We start from the raw sequence: 18607 nt of genomic DNA, 5'->3' as shown, positions 1-18607 counted from the left end.
TCGCTTCGCTATTCGTGAAGGCGGCCGTACTGTAGGCGCTGGTGTTGTTGCTAACGTACTAAACTAATCTATCAGTCATCAGTAATGAGCTGTTAAGTTAGTCATAAAAAGGCCACCCTGTTTTGGGTGGCTTTTTTGTGGGTGTAGAATATTGAGCAAACTTTCTATAAGCTTCAGTTATGTCATTTAGGCAAGTCTAAGCAATAGGAAATAAGGGACCGTTATGTTTTTGATAGAGGCGCTACCGACTGGTGTAGTCATGCGTAAGCAGGTGATTCATGCCGTATCAGAGATCGAAGCTAAGATTCAGTCGCAAGATGCTTGGAATGATCAGGCTCTATCTGAATTACTCATGCAAGACAGTATAGACTTGATGGTTGTTATGAGTACCGACATTGATGAAGTAGTTGGCTACTGTTTATATCAAGTGGTTTTTGAGCAAGCAGAAATCTTACGTATTGGTACGCACCCTGACTATCAGCGACAAGGCATCGCTTCACAGGTTTTTCGCCAGCTGCATAAATGGCTGGCAGAGAGTCAAGTAGAGAGTCTTCTATTAGAAGTGCGTGCAGACAACGCTGTGGCAATCGCGTTGTATGAGCAGCAGGGTTTTACCATTATTCATAAACGCAAAAGCTATTACCAACAGCCGCATCAGCCAGCAATCGACGCGCTTATTATGCAGCGTGTATATATTGAGGACTGACGGACTGACGGACTGAGCTGAGATGTTTGATGAGGTACTTGACGTTCTAGAATATGATTGAGTACGTAAGATAAAGGTGATAGCAGAGAAAAAGTATATCAATTAACATTAAATGTATAGTCGATACTGTCAGGTATCTTCTTTTTGCATACTTCAATGTCCAACCGATAGGCTTTATCCGCTTTCATATGTCCTAGGATATCTATGCGCTCGCTCAGCAGTTCTATCATGACGCTGATATTGGCTTGCTGCTTTTTGACTTGTGTCAGTTTTTGCTTGGTTAGCATCAGCTGCAGATCGACATCCAGTTGCCCATCGTAATAGTCGTTCAGGCTGTCTTTGATTTCTGTGAGCGTAAAACCGATGGCTTGTGCGCTTTTAATCAGATCAATCCGTTCGATACACTCTGAATCAAACTCAGTATACAGACGCGATCCTGCTTGGCGCTTTCGTGATTTTAGCAGCCCTAGCTGATCATAGTGGCGAACGGTGTCTTTGGTCGTATTGGCGCTTTTTGCCAGTTCCCCGATCAATAAAAACAATGTGTCAGTAGCCATAATCGCCTCGTAACGCTTTAGCCATTATAAATTCTCTTGCCAAGGTTGTGCCGTACCGAGATGCGACACTGACAAGGGTTTATGAGAGTTGCTGTGCCATTTGCTCCAGTGACCCGCTATCTGCGTGTCTAGTTGAGTCAAAAAATCAGCACGCGGTAGAGTGGTGGCACCCAAGCTCATCAGATGATCGTTTGGCAATTGGCAGTCAACGAGTGCCACGTGCGTTTGTTCACACAATCGCATTAAGCCCCAAAAGGCGAGCTTTGAGGCGTTGGACGCACGGTGAAACATCGATTCACCAAAATAGATATTGCCTATTTTTAACCCATATAATCCACCAACAAGTGACCCTGTCTCATCCCAGACCTCGATACTATGGGCAAATCCTTGCGCGTGTAGTTCGGTATAAGCCTCAATCATCTCATCATGAATCCAGGTGTGCTCACCTTCAGGCAGCTCAGCATTGAGACCATCACTACGGGGCAGACTACAAGCATGTATAACCTCATCAAATGCTTGGTTGAGGGTCAGCTGCCAACGCGTGCGACTCGCTTGTTTGCGCAATGACTTACTAGGTTGGTAAGCAGTTGGTACAATCACGCAGCGCGGTTCAGGGCACCACCAAGCGATCGGTTCATCTTCATTGAACCAAGGAAATAGCCCTTGAGCGTAGGCTGATATCAGTGTTTCGGGTGCAAGGTCGCCGCCCATTGCAACGATACCAACACCATCAGGATCGACAGAGATAGGACTTGGGAAGTCATAACGCCCAAGACTTTTTAAGGTCTCAGGCGTGATGTTTTTATTATTATATTCAGAGAGCGTGACCATTTAGGCGTCTTGATCAGCGGTCAATGTTGACGCATAGGTATGATCGGCGGCATGGGCTTCACCAATAGAATCCAAGTACTTTTCAGCATCTAGTGCTGCCATACAGCCTGTACCAGCAGAGGTAATAGCCTGACGGTAGATATGATCGGCCACATCCCCTGCGGCAAACACACCTTCGATACTGGTTTGCGTGGCATTACCATGCAGACCACTGTTGACGACCAGATAGCCATCTTTCATGTCTAGCTGATCTTTGAACAGGTCCGTATTGGGCTTATGACCAATCGCCACAAACATGCCAAATACATCTAGTTGCTTGGTGCTGCCATCGATGGTTGATTTGATAACAACACCATTGACGCCCATATCATCACCAACCACTTCTTCGACACTGTGATTCCACTCGATTTTGACATTACCGTTTTTGGCTTTTTCAAACAGTTTGTCTTGTAAGATTTTTTCAGAGCGTAGGCCATCACGGCGATGGACTAAGGTTACTTCAGAAGCAATGTTTGATAGATAGAGAGCTTCTTCGACAGCCGTGTTACCACCACCGATGACAGCGACTTTTTGATTTTTGTAGAAGAAACCATCACAAGTAGCACAAGCTGAAACGCCAAGGCCTCTGAATTTGGTTTCTGATTCTAGCCCTAGATACTGGGCAGATGCACCTGTTGAGATGATTAGGGCATCGCAAGTGTAGCTACCGTTATTACCCGTTAATTGAAAAGGGCGTACATTCAAGTTTACTTCGTTGATATGGTCATAGACCAATTCGGTACCGAAGCGTTCTGCGTGGGCTTTCATGCGTTCCATCAATGCAGGGCCTGTTAAGTCATGAGCATCGCCTGGCCAGTTATCGACTTCGGTGGTGGTGGTGAGCTGTCCGCCTACTTCCATACCAGTGACCATGACAGGCTTTAGGTTGGCGCGTGCTGCATAAACGGCAGCAGAGTATCCAGCAGGGCCTGAGCCTAAAATAATGAGTTTTTCGTGACGTGGAGCAGTGGTGTCAGTTGCCATGAGTTGTTCCTTGCTAAATAGACTGATTAAAAGTATCAGGGATAAAATGAGTGATAAAAAAATCAAAAATTACAACAAATAGGGTTTTGCTGATTGCTATGGGATAATAACATAAGGGCATATCGTACAAAGTGCAAGTTTGCTAAAACAAACATAGGTATCATTAGAATCAAAGCATATATAGTCAAGTCTATATAAATCCGCTACATCGTTATCCTCGCTAAGCATACTAATGTATAACTTGCACTCGGTTTCCTTGTATCGAAATTATATTGAACTGATTATAGTCAATCCGCTAGAAAGGAGCGACAGTGCTGATTTGCCTAAAGCCTCTCATCAGTATTTGCACTTGGCTGCTTTATCGCTTTTATGCTCGTAGCATTCGTGCATGGCATCAAAGATAAAAGCCTTAAGACACACGTACCAAAAACAGTAGGTCGTTTATAGGATCTACGCAAGATTATTAGCCATGCTCTGTTAGCCGTGTTTTGCTATCGGGTTGCTTTTTGCGCAAATTAGCCATTGATTTACTTTCTTACACGCTTTCTTGATAAGAGTGTCGCCACTATACCTATGTATTTGTTATTATAAGAAGTTATGCCAAGTGTGATAGAGCCGAAGCGATACCGGTTATATCAGGGTCTTATAATAGGTACGTCCTCCCGACACTTTGCCAGCACTCTATGTCAGCACTTTATGTCAGCATGATTAAGCTTAGTCATGCGTTGGCGACCATTTAGTATTAATAACAAGGCAGATCTTACGTGATATCAGCACCGCTTATTGAGTATTTAAAAAAGGGAATATTTACCCTTCTTGGGTTAATACTGGCAGTCTACTTATTTGTCATTTTGATGACCTATACCGGTAATGACCCGAGTTGGTCGCATATCAGCAGTGATATGACTACGATCAATAATATGGGTGGCCAGATGGGTGCTTGGTTATCGGATTTGCTATACAGCTTTTTCGGTTTTGGTGCATGGTGGTTTTTTGCGTTTGTGGTCTATGAGTCCATTCTTATTTGGTGGAACAATAAACCGACGTTTTGGCTTATGCGATTGGTCGCCTATGTGTTTTTATTATTAAGTGCCAGTGCGTTATTTGCCCAACTGGTTGCACTGGTTCAGCACGTGACCAACCCTGCATCGACAGGTCTAGAGGGCGTAGCTGGCGGTATCATTGGACTTGAGTTGCAGGAGCGTTTGGCGCAATTATTATCGCAGTGGGGGAGTGTGGTTTTCTTAGCCATATTTGTCGCTATCACTTCGACTTTTGCTTTCAATGTGCATTGGCTTGCGATATATCAAAAAATTACAGCACTGTCATGGCTTGGATCAGGTATCAAAAATAAAGACATGGCGCAAAACTCACATAGCGATGAGTCACGCAGCAACGGTCTAAACGATGACAGCACTCTAGACGACAGCACTCTCAATGACATGACTAGTCAAAAAGCAGAGCATGAGCAGCTGCCACTTGAATTGCAACCGGAAGAGCACGCCAGTAATGCCCAAGCCTTTGGCAGTGGCGGTCGTTTTGGACATGCATTATCAGATTTTTTGACGACGTCAGGATTGGCCGACAGCGTGAAAGCCTCTCTAGCTGTAGCAAAAGAAGCTGCAACCTCTAGCCATCAAAAAGAGCCGCAAGTTTCTACCGCTGCGAACAGTAGTGGCAATAGTAATAATAGCAGCAATGATGACACGAACAATGCTATGTCTGTCTCGACGCCAAGTCCTGCTGCGACACCGAACCGTAAAGTCGAGCCAAGCTTTGCATGGAATGATGTCAATACGGTTGATGACTTGTTGGCTCGTGAGCAAATGGCTCATAGCGCAGACAGTACGGACAGCTTTGCTTCGCCAATACCCAATTATGCCAGTTTCCAAACCAGCGCCCATACAGCGCCTCAAGATACATTAGCTGATACTAGCGTATCCCAGTCAGCTGCTTATGACGAAGAAAGTATCGTTCAGCCATCAGTCAATGAAGCGATCAATACTGAAACGATGAATCAAGACCGTAGTGAAAGGGAAATAGTCGTATCAGACACTGGTAGCAAAAGCGTAGATAAGCTAGCAGAGGCATGGTTGGCTGAGCATGCTGACATATCAGATCCAGTAACTATTCAGGCAGTTGAGACAAAAGCGCCTACTATTCAGGCGGCTACGACTCAGACAGTTGATAGCGTGCAAAAAGAAGTAATTGAGCAACCAGTGGCAAAAATAAGCACGCCGGTATCAAAACCGGTAGTAGAAGTCACTACTGACTACTCACAGGCGCCTGAACATCAACCGTCCGATGATGTAGACGTGCTAGCGGATAATGATGAAGCCTTTATCGCATCTGAAGCTACTGCTGTATCAGCCAAGTCAGAGGTTGCGCCGCCAGTATCAAGCACCTTGGATATGACGCCGACCAATACACCACCTGCCAACCCAACATTACCACCAACAGCTAAATCAGTTGCTGTGGTTGAATCAGCGATTGCAACAGTTGCAGCCCCTAAAGCCCATGTCAGTTTTGATATTCCTGAAGGCGACTCTAGCAACCATATTGCCGATATGATGCCAGATGAGACAAGCACCGATGCTGCTCCTGTTATGCCGCATATCAGCGATGATGCAGCGTTCAGTACCAAGTCACGCTCAATGCAAACAGCGGCCTACCGTAGTAGTCTGACACCGATTCCTGAGATGTCGATTTTAGACAAGCCAGATCCTGACCGCCAACCGAGTTATACCGATGAAAAACTAGTTGAGCTGTCAGAGCTCTTAGAAATCAAATTACAAGAATTCAATGTAAAAGCATCGGTCGTCAATGCGATTCCGGGGCCGGTTGTGACACGCTTTGAAGTCGAGCTGGCTGCAGGGGTTAAGGCAAGTAAGGTCACTGGTATTTCACGTGATTTGGCACGCTCGCTGTCTATGGCGTCTCTACGTGTGGTTGAGGTGATACCGGGCAAGCCTTATATTGGTATCGAAGTACCCAATCCAAAGCGCGAAATGGTGCGCCTGATAGAGCTGTTAAATACTGAAAAATTCAAAGACCCCAAAGCGCAAATCAGCATGGCAATGGGTAAAGACATTGGCGGTAAACCTATTATTACTGACCTTGCACGTGCGCCGCATATGCTGGTGGCTGGTACGACAGGTTCTGGTAAATCAGTATTGGTCAACTCCATGCTGCTATCAATGTTGCTTAAATACACGCCTAATGAGCTGCGTCTAATCTTGATTGACCCCAAGCAGCTTGAGCTTGCCAACTACAATGATATTCCGCATCTGCTAACGCCAGTTGTCACAGATATGACGGAAGCGGCGAGCGCGTTGTCATGGTGTGTGGCTGAGATGGAGCGGCGTTATCAACTGATGAGCTTACTAAAAGTTCGTAAGCTTGATGAATTTAATAAAAAAGTGCGAGCTGCCGAGGCATCCGGTAACCCTATGCTTGACCCGTTGTGGCGACCAAATGATAGCGTGAGTATCAGCCAAGCGCCCAAGCTAAAAACGTTGCCAATGATTGTCATTGTCGCGGATGAGTTTGCCGATATGATTATGCAAGTTGGTAAACAAGCCGAAGAACTTATCACTCGTTTGGCACAAAAATCACGGGCGGCCGGTATTCACTTAATGCTAGCGACTCAGCGCCCATCGGTCGATGTCATCACTGGTTTGATCAAAGCCAACATCCCAGTACGCGCGGCACTGCGTGTTAACTCAAAAGTCGATTCACGTACGATTCTGGATAGTGGCGGTGCAGAAGACATGCTCGGCAATGGTGATATGTTGTTCTTAGGGCCAGGGCAAATTGAGCCTGACCGTGTACATGGTGCGTATGTCAGTGACGAAGAGGTCAACCGTGTCTGTGATGCGTGGCGTGAGCGCGGCGCACCTGACTATATTGACAACATGGCAGGGAATTTTGAATTGTCCAGTCCAGGCGGTAGCAGCAGTAGTGCCAATGCATCTGGCGAAGATGATGACTTATACAACGATGCCGTTGCCTTTATCATGGAGACGCGTAAAGTCTCCGCTTCTAGCATTCAGCGTAAATTCAGTATCGGCTACAACCGAGCAGCTCGTATCGTTGACTCGATGGAAGAAGCGGGCTTGGTCAGCTCAATGGGTAAAAGCGGTAAGCGCGAGTTGCTAATGTAAATCTGTTGTCTTAATTATGATGATATGAAAAGACGAGTCACGAAAGTGGCTCGTTTTTTTTGTGCATTATTTTGGTTAACTTTAATGAATGATTGCTTGAATGCCCAAATGACTAATGAGTTTGTTTATCACTCATAAGTAGCGGTTTTTTATACTACACTAAGAAATATGTATAAAATAAATACCTGCCATTATTAAAAATTTTAGGTCGTTACTCTCCAAGGAAGGTCAGTTATGTTTAAAGAATATACTCAGTATGACGCTTTGGCTTTAGCATCGTTAGTCAATTCAGGTGAGGTCAGCGCAAAAGAGGTGCTCGATGCAGCGATTCACCAAGCAAACACACTCAATCCCAAATTAAATGCCATCATCCATCGCTTTGATGAGCGTGCTTATAATGCCGCGCAAGCAGGTCTACCAAAAGGTGCCTTTAACGGGGTGCCTTACCTACTAAAGGACTTGTCATTTAGCTTTGCTGATGAACCTATCACGATGGGCAGTCGTAGCGTCAATATCATCTCAGAGAACGACAGTGAAATCGTCAGACGAATGAGAGCGACAGGCGTCAACACCTTTGGTAAGACCAACACGCCTGAGTTTGGTTTGATCATCACCACAGAACCAAAAGCACATGGCGCAACGCACAACCCTTTTAAGAAGGGGTACAGCTCTGGTGGCTCATCGGGTGGTAGTGCGGCAGCAGTGGCCAGCGGTATCGTACCGATGGCAGGGGCGGGTGACGGTGGCGGCTCGATACGTTTTCCAGCAGCATGGTGCGGCGCATTTGGTCTCAAGCCGAGTCGTGGACGTAATCCTATGGGGCCAGCCTATGGTGAAGGTTGGGAAGGCGCAGTGGCGGATCATGTTATTACGCGCTCTGTGCGTGATAGTGCCGCGATGCTAGATGCCACTAGCGGTGCGGAGACGGGTGCGCCATTTATCATTGCACCGCCAGAGGGCACGTTTTTGCAAGCGGCGATGCGTGCACCTAGGCGTCTAAAGATTGCCTTGCATCAGCAACCATTGATTGCCAATACCAAAGTGGACCCAGAAGTGCTAGAGGCTCTTGAACAGACGGCCAAGCAGCTAGAGGCGATGGGTCATCAAGTCGTACACGCTGAGCCAAACATTAATATCGAGCAGTTTTGGCATGATTATCTGGTGGTGGTCTGTACGCATACTGCCTTTACCATTGATAATATCGAGCGTGAGTTTGGTGCCCAGCATATTAAAAACCTAGAACCACAAACCTATAATATGGCGCTGCTCGGTCGGTCGTTGTCCGCAGTGGATTTGGCTCATGCCAAGCACGGTTGGCACCATAGCCAATATCAGACGGGTATCTTACTAGAAGAGTACGACATGATATTGTGCCCTACGGTGCCTACACCTGCGGTCAAACATGGCGTACTACCACCCAGCCGTATAGACGAGATGATGATGCGTAGTACTGAGGTGCTCAATAAAGGCTTTAATATGGGCAAGTATGCCTTTAGCTCAGGCATGATTGAAAAACTAAGCGCACCTGTATTAGGCAAGATGGGCTTTACGTTACTGGGTAATGTCACAGGATTGCCTGCGATGTCAGTGCCAGTGGCGATGAGCAAAAAAGGCTTGCCAATTGGTATGCAACTGATCGGTCGTATGAATGATGAGGCAACGTTGTTTAGCGTGGCAGGCGAGATTGAGCGCGCTGGTTTGTTTACTAAGCCTGCCTTCTAATAATAGATTAAGATTCTACTTTTGGCTAAATAATGCTTAGGGTCTGTTTGATATTCAAATGTGATGCTGGCAGTCACTATTTTTTAGACAATATGCAGTGAAATTTTTGATGCCTAGTCATTCTAGGTTAGACAATTTCGCCATATATTGGCAGAAAATAGTACTGCCCTGAAAGGCTGATGCTAAAATCACCCCAAACGTTGTTGCAAGCTTAGCTAAGGTCTCGACATTATCGTCGGCTTGCGCCTAGTTTAGTGCAATTTTAGCGATCAGCAGCCCTAATATTTGAATATCAAACAGCCCCTAATCAAAACGATAAATATCCATGCCTAAGCTGTGGTGTGCCATGCTTTGATGGACAACTGAAACGCGCTGACCTGTCCCTAATGCAAAAAATAGTGGCAGTAAGTGCTCATCGCTCGGGTGGATGTCTTTATAGTCAGGATATTGTTGCCAGTCGAGTGCAGTGGGAATGTCTATCTTTAGCTGCTGGAGCAACCACTGTTTGAAGGCGCTTGCTGTTTGATCGATACTGTCAGCTTGCCAACGCAATGCCTGCAAGTTATGTGTGATATTACCCGAACCAATGACGAGGATTTGCTCATCACGCAGATGCGAAAGCTGCGCCCCTAATTGATAGCAGGCGATACTGTCATAGTGCTGCGGCAATGATATCTGTACGATAGGCACATCCGCATCGGGATATAGGTGTCTGAGCGGCGCCCAAACGCCATGGTCACAGGCACGTACCGGATTGACACTACAGCTAATACCGCGTGCTGTGAGCTGCTGGGCAAGCGACTCAGCCAGTGCGGGCTGACCGATAGCAGGATATTGTAGCTCGTATAGCTCAGGTGAAAACCCTGAAAAATCATGCCACGTTTTTGGCTGCGGATTGCTACTGATTTCAAGTTTGGCTGACTGCCAATGCGCGGACATGATGATGATGGCACGCGGTTTGGGTAAGTTCTGTCCGATACGTGCCAGCGCACTTGTCGTGGCAGACTGTTCAATCGCTAGCGTCGGTGCGCCGTGCGAGATGAATAGTGCAGGCAGTTTGGCAGTATTGGCCGTTATTGTAGGCGTACCTTCAAATGCAGTAGCAGAAGTAATAGGTGCTCGCACTTTACTCTCAGACTCATCCTGTGGATGACGAGTCTGAGAGTTGTGTACTGAACGACTGGGTGTGGCGTGTTTTGGATATCTCATGCTGCATTTATTAGGGCATGCATTGGTTTTTCAATCTATTTGCTAGAGATATCGTGAACGAAAGCATGACTGGGTATCTGATTTAATTACCACGATGATAAGGATGATTATTGTTAATGCTCATCGCGCGGTATAGCTGCTCCATCAGTACGACACGTACCAGTGGATGCGGTAATGTCAGTGCTGATAGTGATAATTTTGCATCGGCTTTTGCCAATACTTCTGGCGATACACCATCCGCACCACCGATGACTAGAGCAATATCATCGCCTTGCTGCATCCCATCAGCCAGTTTATCCGCCAGTCCTTCTGTCGAAATCATTTTTCCTTTGACATCTAATACCCATAATTGCTCACGGCTTGAGGCATTGTGAGCGGCCAATATGGCTTGGCCTTCTTGCTCGCGGTATTGTGCTAGATTAGCATCAGATGGGTTCTTTGCACGTTTTGCAGCCGCAATTTCTACAATCTCTGTGCTCAGCATGGGCTGAATACGTTTATGGTATTCATCAAATCCTGTCTGTACCCAGCTAGGCATCTTATTGCCAACCGTCAAAATTCTTACTTTCATAGTACGTACCATCTTAATAATTAAATAAGTATCAATTTTCTTTCATTAATTGTGATTGGGTTATGATTTGACGCCTACATCAAAGGTCTAATGGTTTCTGGCACAGTGCTATCACTATTCGAGCTATCGTCCTCATTTGATCGTGACTCTGGACTTGGCTTTGGAATGACGCTGAGTTTGGCATCAGATTCAAAGACAATGGCTTCGACATCATCGAAACTATTGATGCCTTCAGTACGCATGGCGCATTCGATTTCTTGACGCGTCAGACGCTCAGCGCGCATCGCATCGGGCAAAAACTGACCCTGATAAAAGACAATACGCGGATCCGATAAAATAACGCTACTGAACTGCGGTGAAATAGACGCGTATTTGGTGACCAAAAACTGCAACATATAAAGTACTAAAATCGATGAAGCCCCTTCGACAAAAGGAATGTCTTTTAGCAAAATAGTACTGGCACCCAATGAGCCAATCATCACGGTGACGACCCAATCAAAGTTATTGAGCTGTGACGTCGAGCGCTTGCCAGAGATTTTTGTAATCAACACGATGAATACGTAAATCATAATGGTCGTTAAGACGATACGTCCAAGTTTGTCTATATTGTCAAAAAATAACATTTCCATGACGTTCTCCTATGATAAAGGGAAATCGATTAACTCCAAGCGCTGCTTGATTGCAGTTATTCTAATAGTTTTCTGTGTTTTCACAGGACAACAGGGTATTGCCGCTGATATCTAATAGTCTACACTCAAACTGCTTTTCGTGCAGGGTTCAACAGTCGATTGATGGTCCATAGGCTGATTCGCGCGCTCACCAAGGTAAACACAAGCATCATGACCAGTGAGGACAGTAGGGGGAGAGGACGTGCCATTCCCATCTCAAACAGGACTTCACGGCTGACAGTATCAAACAACCAAAACCAGATGGCCAAGAAATAAATGATGGTTAATACCCAGACCACTACGACGCCGCCAAACATCAACCGATTAATTTCACTATGATTTAAGGCTCGCTGCTGATGTTTGATAAATTTACGAACGGCAATGTACGCACCAATCACGATAGAGAGTGCCATTACCAATTGTGAGTTCAGCGCAAACTGGGTTTGAATCATCATGAATATGGCGCTGGCAAGCGTATAGCCAATCGCAAAAAAACCGATATATTGCGCCAGTTTTGGCTGCGTCGGTGCTAGCGCTTGAGGTTTATTAAGATTGGTTGTCTTGGGTGACATAAACTGACCTGTATAAAGATAAAAAATAAGGGAAGAAACAGACACTACTGATGTTAGACGTAGGATATTAAACCTCTCAATGTCTGAATCAAAGTATTCAAGATTGAGGCTTAGTGCTTGGCAGTCCAGTCGAGTAGGGAATCTAATACAGGTCTGGCTGTATAAGCATTCAATGCATCTTCTGTGTTGATGATGCCAACGACGACATAATCTTGACCGGACAAGCCTTTGACATAACCTGCCATTGAGGTGACATTGTTTAGGGTGCCCGTTTTTATCCAAGCACGGCCGATGGCTGCTGATTCAGGCAAGCGCTCGCTATGGGTGGTAATGGTGCCACTGACACCAGCAATACCCAACGAGTTGACATACGCATCAAAGCTTGGGCGATCGTAGGCGTAAGCCAGCAGCTCACTCAAATTGGCCGCGGTGATTGTGCAGTCACGGCAGAGTCCAGAACCGTTAGTCAGGTAAGGCGCAGGCGTCTGTAGCGTGGTCTGCCACCACTGGTTGATGGTCTGCAAAGCTGCTGGATAATCGGTCGTGGTAGGCTTACCAAACTGGTATAAACTTGCCAGTTTTTGAGTGGGCTGCTGATAAAGCGCGCGCTCACCACTGTGTGTTTGAACGGTATTGGTTTTATCATCATGCGTTTTATCGTCAGGAGCGACTGAGGGCATGACATGCGATTTGCCATAAGCGCCTATAGATAGCGCCACTTGTTCAGCCATAACGTTGTTTGAGAAATGATTAATGTCATAAATCTGCTGGGTTAGCGTCAGTGATGGGTAGCTGACCAACGGCAGCGGTGACACAGCAATGGCAGACAGACCATGTGCCGCTGTCGGCTGCTCTGTCATATCATAAGGCATCTCGTTTGAGACTACCTGCCCGCTCAGTGTGTTGCCTAAGGTTTTCCACTTGGAGACAACCACGCGCGTGGCAAAATCCTTGGCATCAGGATACGCCACATAAAAGGCATGCTCTCTGCAGCTGTCTGGCAGACTGGTGTTTAGCGACAATTGCTGTGATTGCCACTGCGGCGCTAGGCTATAGCTCGCTGACCCACAAGAGGCTGTACGGGTGGCTATCGTGCTTGGCAGCTGATAGTTTGCAAGCATCGGCTCATAGGTCAAACGTGCTTGGCCGTTGTCCAAAGGGTAGGTTTTGATACCGATGGTGCTAAAGTTGACCAAAAACCCATCAGGGCTGGCATTATAAGGGCGTAAGGGCGCATTATCAAAGGCTGCAGGGTCTTTACTGATGTTTTTAAATACGGCACTGTCGATGATGATGTTGCCATCGATACGACGAACCCCTGCCGCTTGTACTTTGTACAGCAGCTGTTCTAAGCGCTCGTGGGTCATCTTTGGATCGCCACTGCCTTGAATAATCAAATTGCCTTGTAATCGATCACCAATAATAATGCCAGTGTGATAAACACGGGTATACCAAACAAAGTCAGCCCCTAACGTGTCCAAAGCAATAAAGCTGGGGACGAGTTTCATGGTGCTGGCGGGCGTACGAGGGATGTCAGACTGATGATTAAGCAAGGGCGAAAATGATATCTTTATCTTAGCTTTATCGGTGCTGGCATTGCTGCTTTGTTTACTGTCTGTATGAGTAGAGTCTGTATGGACACTATCGTTATGGGATAGTGCTGATTTTTCCGCATCAGCCAATACGGTGGAAACATCCTCTATGCTTTGGTAGGTATAAGGGTCATCCGTATAGGCGTGTATCTTATTTTCATGCTGCTCAATCGTACGTTTTTCAATCGTTATCAGTGTGCTTTGATGACTGAGAGAGCTAGGGTTACTGATAGCATTATGATTATTTTGCGATATTTTTTGTCCATCGCCGTCAGCTTTAGTAGAAGCAGGGTCGTTATTCATCTTGCTGCTATCGATGACCTGAATCGGAGAGGGCAAATGGCTGTCGTTTTTGTTACCTATTGGTGTCACCATGATGCTGATGTCAGCTTCTGTCAAATTTGCACGTGACAATGCCATTTGTATGGCTTCTGGTAAGACCGCTTGTGCATAAAGCGGTGATGACATAGCCGCTACCAATAGAGTCAGGCGAGACAGACGTTTGCCAATCGAATAACACGGTCGTAGATGGTCATGAGGGGTAAGGGTTTGGGTGGAAATAGTAGCGTAGTGGTGGTGTTTAGAAGAGTGTCTCATGAGCATCTTTCATCAGGTAGCAAAAACGGCCTATGGTAACATGAGTGGCTGTTTTCGCGTAGATACTCTATGTTTTATACTAGGGCATGTCATCAATTACCACATTAATATATTTAGTGGTCTTAAAATGGCTAAATTTTGATAAATATCGTCAGAAATTTTGTCAATATGTTCATATTCACGGCAATTTCTTCCTCATTTATCTACAATTTTTCTCATTTTAAGCCTCACAATCTAGTTGATGACACGCCCTAGGTGTTTTATGCTATAAATTTTTGGCCGTTTGGTTTGTGATAGGGGCGTTATGATTAGCGACTAACTATAAGTTAGCAGCGATGTCTTGGCGCATGTGCAAAGTCTCAGCGTACGTGCAAAAAAGCCATTGCGGTCATCATGGCGTCGTTGTAGGCGTCATGAGCACCCATGTCAGGAATGTCATAATGCGCTAAAATACGGCTCAAATGCTGGGCTTGGGCGGAGAGTCCTTGGGTATGCCCACTGATTCGTCGACTGTATAAATGCCGCACATCGATGATTTCGTTTGGCAGAGGTGTGCCCATATAGCCTTTGACCAAAGGATTCAAAAATCCCATGTCTAGTCGTGTACAAAAACCAACGATGGGTCGATTGCCGATAAACGGCAATAACAGTGCCAATATCTCATGGTAGTTTAAACCGTGCTCGACATCGGCAGTACGCAAACCATGAATGACAATAGTGTCGCGATCTGGCATGACAGGTGGGCGACATATCAGATGCATGCCATTCCCTGTGTCGATTATATTGCCATTGATATGTATCGCTGCCACGGACAATAGATGATGCTTTTTTGGGTTCAGCCCCGTCATTTCACAGTCAATCGCTACCCACTGTTCAGCCATAGGCTTGGTGAACATCGCTGCCAACTCTGGACGCTGTAGCTGCGTCTTTTGCCAAGTGTTAGCCAATTGCTGTAGCCAGCTCATATTAGTCGCTCATCCCTCTATATTTACGTTATTTCTAGCTGATAGTGCTGGCGCAGCTGGTTCTTAAAACTTTTGACCACGGCCAGACACTCTTTTAATAAATCACGTTCAAGTGCGCTTAGTGTCGTTGGATTTACTTGCCGTGCCTGTTTATCCTCAGTAGCGAGCGCGACGGTGAGACGCTGTGCCATAAAAAACTCTAACGCTTCTAATAAAGTATCCGCACGCTCTTGGGTCAACGCGCGGGCATGTACCAATGCTTTTAGGCGATCTTTACTACTGGGTACGTCCAGCACATCGTTTTCCAATGCTAAAGTACGTATGCCATGCACCAGTGGGAAGATACCGGCTTTTTTTAGATCGATATCTGGTGACGCAGTTTTGCCACTGAGTAAGGGAACAAACTTTTGCCACCACTGATTGACATCACCAAATTGCAACGCTGCTCGCGCGAACTGGCGCACAAACATAGGGTCTGCCTGTCTGTGCGCCAGTATTAAATGCTGACGTACTTGCGTGAGCAGTGATTCATCGCCGCAGACATATTCGCCATCTAGGATGGCGGATAAATAAATGCCATGCATCGGGTCTGTGTTTCTAAACCACAAGCTGATTTGCGCATTAAACACCTTCAGCGGTTGTCGCCACATAGGATTGGTCATCATAATATTGCCATCACATAGCGGATAGCCTAATGCCGCTAGATGGGTATTAAAGGTATCGGCAAACTGTGCCAAGTCAGGATGGGTATAGCCATCTCGAAGGATCAAAGCATTGTCTTGGTCAGTACGCATGATTTGCTCACCACGTCCTTCTGAGCCCATGACAATCAGGCAGGTATTTGTTATCACCTCATCAGGCACAATAAGCTGCCATAGCTTGGTAAATACCTGTGCATTTAGGGTCTGTACCATGCGGCTGATATTACCGATTTTCACGCCATTCTGATGCTGTGCACGGATATAGCGACCAATCAGATCGACTGCCGTGTCTAGGCTCGGCAAGTCTGTTGCTTGCTCGATTTGAATACTGATGAGCTGTGAGTGATGACCAATGTGTGCCAGCATATCGCTTTGCCCCAGCACCCCAACGACATTACCCTTATCATCAATGACGGGCAGTCTGTGAATCCGGTAGCGAGTCATGGTGAGCAGTGCGTCACCAATCTCATCAGTGGCTTTGGTTGTACGTAGATTAAAATTTGCATAGCGCTGGCATGTGGTAGTGGCAGGATCTTGCTGTTCGCTTATGGCGCGACAGATATCGGTGTCCGTCAGCATGCCTAGCAGGTGCTTAGTTTGGGATGCGGTCTCTTGCTCGACTGTTAAATGCTTCAGTGGTCGCACCAGCACATGTTTTAGACCCGCTTGGGTCATGATACGAGTAGCGTGGTACAAGCTACTATCGGCATTGACGATGTGTACTGGCAACAGCCGAACCTCTATCACTGGTTGCAGCATGATTTGCTGTACTTCTTGCTGATCATTGTAGTGGTTAGGGCTTGATGGTTTATGGTGACGGCGCTGCTGCAAGGCCTTCAAGCGTTCAGGCAGTTTATCCGATAGCATTTGGCGTACCAAATGGTTTTGCGCGCTGATTTTATCGACAGCGATTCCTGAAACCTGAAGCAATAAAGTCTCTTCACTGGCGCAAAATTGATAAGGTTGTATGGGCGCGTTTTCGCTTGCTGGCGTGCTGTGTTTTATGAGTGATTCAGGTAGGCGACGACTATCAAACCAGTCGTTGTTGTTTGGATCATCAGAGTGGTTGCTTCCTAAATAAGAAGCGACGAACTCGCCATCCAATGACTGCTCGATTTGTCCTTTTATCACCACATAGAGATACTGCAATTCATCAGCAGGTAAGTACTCATCTTTAGCAAGATAGCGTATTTGGGTGTGTTTTCGGATACTTTGACGTTCGGCCAGACTCAATACATCAAACGGCGGCTGAGTAAAATCAAGATGGGGCATGGCATCATCCTTGATGGTATATCTGAAGAGATTTTACTATAGCACTATTCAGACAAAAGCCCCTAAATAAGACAACAGTCATTAACGCAAAAAACCTCTAATAACCTTTGCTTGCATAAGGTTGTTAGAGGTTGCTGTATTGATTAGGACTAAGCTTTTATTTGAACGCTAAACGTCTATTTATGCGCCTAGCAATTTTTTAATACGGCTTATGGCTTCTCGGCTTTCATCAACGCTTGCGACCAACGCAATACGCACATAACCTTTGCCTGGGTTTTCGTCATCGACCTCACGTGACAAATAGCGTCCTGCTAGTGCATGGATATTGGCCTGCTCATACAGTGCTTTAACAAAAGTCTCATCATCGCCATCAAACTGCTCAGGAACTTTAATCCAAAAGTAAAACCCAGCATCTGGCATACGCAGATCCAATAACTGACCCAGCTCAGACATCCATAAAGCGAATTTTTCTTTATACAGTGCGCGGTTGAGCGCCACATGTTTTTCATCTTGCCACGCTGCGATAGAGGCGAGCTGATGCGGTATCGGCATCGCACAGCCTTGATACGTACGATACTGTAAATAGGATTGCAAAATCTGAGCATCACCTGCCACAAACCCAGAGCGTAAACCTGGTAAGTTGGAGCGTTTGGATAAAGAGTGGAACACAATACAGTTTTTAAAGTCACGACGACCGAGTGTCGCGCAGGCCTGTAGCAAGCCAATCGGTGCTGTATCAAAATACAGCTCGCTATAGCACTCGTCGCTGGCAATGATAAAACCGTACTGGTCTGATAAGCGAATCAGATACTCCCAGTCATCCATTGTCATAACCGAGCCTGTGGGGTTGTTTGGGCTACAGACAAACAAAAGCTGCGTGCGTGCCCACACCTCTTTTGGGACTGCACGATAATCACCCTTAAACTCATTATCCTGTGTACAAGGAACGAAGTAAGGCGTTGCTTGTGCCAATATCGCCGCCCCTTCATATATTTGATAAAAAGGGTTGGGCATCACTATGAGAGGGTCTTGAGGAGCTAGAGGGTCTTGATGAGAAACGTCAGACAATGTGGCTGATGTATCTGCCTCTTCGATACTCGCAGGACTATGATCGACGACTGCTTGCACCAAGCTAAAAATGGCTTCGCGTGTGCCCATAACTGGTATTACTTGGGAGTTGGCATCGACATGATTGAGAAAAAACCGCTTCTCTAACCAATGTGCAATGGTCTGACGCAGCTCAAACAAGCCGTTGGTCGTCGGATAACGACTTATTTTGTCCAAGTTTTCATGTAGTACGTCCAGCACAAATGCAGGCGGCTCATGTTTTGGTTCACCAATACCCAGTTTTATTTCACTGTAACCATTAGCAGGCTTACTATCGGCCAGTAAAGTAGCCATCTTTGCAAAGGGATATGGGTGTAGATGCTTTAAGTTGTGATTCATAAGTTCGGTAAC

Annotated in this window: 14 protein-coding genes and 1 pseudogene; 4 read left to right on the top strand and 11 right to left on the bottom strand. The window is 46.1% G+C overall.

Going from position 1 to position 18607, the window contains the following annotated elements; all coding sequences use genetic code 11:
• Both IP485_RS11415 and rimI read left to right on the top strand, forming a co-directional pair.
• Window positions 1-67, top strand: a pseudogene (locus IP485_RS11415) (elongation factor Tu); the annotation flags it as partial.
• Window positions 68-223: 156 nt separating this feature from the next.
• Window positions 224-706: a ribosomal protein S18-alanine N-acetyltransferase gene (rimI, locus tag IP485_RS11410; protein ID WP_198327314.1), complete on the top strand. Its 483-nt coding sequence runs from the start codon at window positions 224-226 to the stop codon at window positions 704-706.
• Between the two features lie 98 nt (window positions 707-804).
• On the opposite strand, the gene IP485_RS11405 is transcribed toward rimI, so the two are convergent.
• The 3 genes from IP485_RS11405 to trxB are packed head-to-tail and all read right to left on the bottom strand — an operon-like array spanning window position 805 to window position 3117.
• The gene (locus IP485_RS11405) at window positions 805-1263 is read right to left on the bottom strand and encodes a MerR family transcriptional regulator (RefSeq protein WP_198327313.1); all 459 of its coding nucleotides are present in this window, start codon (window positions 1261-1263) and stop codon (window positions 805-807) included.
• Between the two features lie 24 nt (window positions 1264-1287).
• Window positions 1288-2094 carry a leucyl/phenylalanyl-tRNA--protein transferase gene (aat, locus tag IP485_RS11400; protein WP_198327312.1) on the bottom strand — a complete coding sequence of 269 codons (807 nt, stop codon included), beginning with the start codon at window positions 2092-2094 and terminating at the stop codon, window positions 1288-1290.
• The gene (gene trxB / locus IP485_RS11395; RefSeq protein ID WP_198327311.1) at window positions 2095-3117 is read right to left on the bottom strand and encodes a thioredoxin-disulfide reductase; all 1023 of its coding nucleotides are present in this window, start codon (window positions 3115-3117) and stop codon (window positions 2095-2097) included.
• Between the two features lie 764 nt (window positions 3118-3881).
• Here trxB and IP485_RS13920 point away from each other — a divergent pair.
• Window positions 3882-7280 carry a DNA translocase FtsK 4TM domain-containing protein gene (locus tag IP485_RS13920; RefSeq protein WP_198327310.1) on the top strand — a complete coding sequence of 1133 codons (3399 nt, stop codon included), beginning with the start codon at window positions 3882-3884 and terminating at the stop codon, window positions 7278-7280.
• Window positions 7281-7514: 234 nt separating this feature from the next.
• A complete protein-coding gene (locus IP485_RS11385; protein ID WP_198327309.1) occupies window positions 7515-9002 on the top strand; it encodes an amidase in 1488 nt (495 codons plus the stop codon).
• Window positions 9003-9305: 303 nt separating this feature from the next.
• Here the strand turns inward: IP485_RS11385 and IP485_RS11380 are convergent, their stop codons facing one another.
• The 8 genes from IP485_RS11380 to dapC all read right to left on the bottom strand — a co-directional run bounded on the left by IP485_RS11380 (window position 9306) and on the right by dapC (window position 18595).
• Entirely contained in the window at window positions 9306-10211 is a 906-nt protein-coding gene (locus IP485_RS11380) for a DODA-type extradiol aromatic ring-opening family dioxygenase (RefSeq protein WP_198327308.1), read from the bottom strand.
• Window positions 10212-10293: 82 nt separating this feature from the next.
• Window positions 10294-10782: a 23S rRNA (pseudouridine(1915)-N(3))-methyltransferase RlmH gene (gene rlmH, locus IP485_RS11375; protein WP_197177687.1), complete on the bottom strand. Its 489-nt coding sequence runs from the start codon at window positions 10780-10782 to the stop codon at window positions 10294-10296.
• Window positions 10783-10856: 74 nt separating this feature from the next.
• Window positions 10857-11411: a DUF421 domain-containing protein gene (locus tag IP485_RS11370; RefSeq protein WP_198327307.1), complete on the bottom strand. Its 555-nt coding sequence runs from the start codon at window positions 11409-11411 to the stop codon at window positions 10857-10859.
• Window positions 11412-11536: 125 nt separating this feature from the next.
• A complete protein-coding gene (locus IP485_RS11365; RefSeq protein ID WP_198327306.1) occupies window positions 11537-12022 on the bottom strand; it encodes an ABZJ_00895 family protein in 486 nt (161 codons plus the stop codon).
• Between the two features lie 110 nt (window positions 12023-12132).
• Window positions 12133-14211: a D-alanyl-D-alanine carboxypeptidase/D-alanyl-D-alanine-endopeptidase gene (locus IP485_RS11360; protein WP_198327305.1), complete on the bottom strand. Its 2079-nt coding sequence runs from the start codon at window positions 14209-14211 to the stop codon at window positions 12133-12135.
• A 359-nt stretch (window positions 14212-14570) separates the two neighbouring features.
• Window positions 14571-15176 carry a 3'-5' exonuclease gene (locus IP485_RS11355; RefSeq protein ID WP_198327304.1) on the bottom strand — a complete coding sequence of 202 codons (606 nt, stop codon included), beginning with the start codon at window positions 15174-15176 and terminating at the stop codon, window positions 14571-14573.
• Between the two features lie 23 nt (window positions 15177-15199).
• The gene (locus IP485_RS11350; RefSeq protein ID WP_198327303.1) at window positions 15200-17149 is read right to left on the bottom strand and encodes a DUF294 nucleotidyltransferase-like domain-containing protein; all 1950 of its coding nucleotides are present in this window, start codon (window positions 17147-17149) and stop codon (window positions 15200-15202) included.
• Window positions 17150-17329: 180 nt separating this feature from the next.
• Window positions 17330-18595, bottom strand: coding sequence for a succinyldiaminopimelate transaminase (gene dapC / locus IP485_RS11345; protein WP_198327302.1), 1266 nt, complete (start codon window positions 18593-18595; stop codon window positions 17330-17332).
• Between the last annotated feature and the right edge of the window lie 12 nt (window positions 18596-18607).

It is taken from the genome of Psychrobacter sp. NG27 (genome assembly GCF_016106655.1).
GTDB lineage: Bacteria > Pseudomonadota > Gammaproteobacteria > Pseudomonadales > Moraxellaceae > Psychrobacter.
Note: the sequence above shows the minus strand (reverse complement) of the source record. Positions and strands in the feature narration are given on the sequence as shown.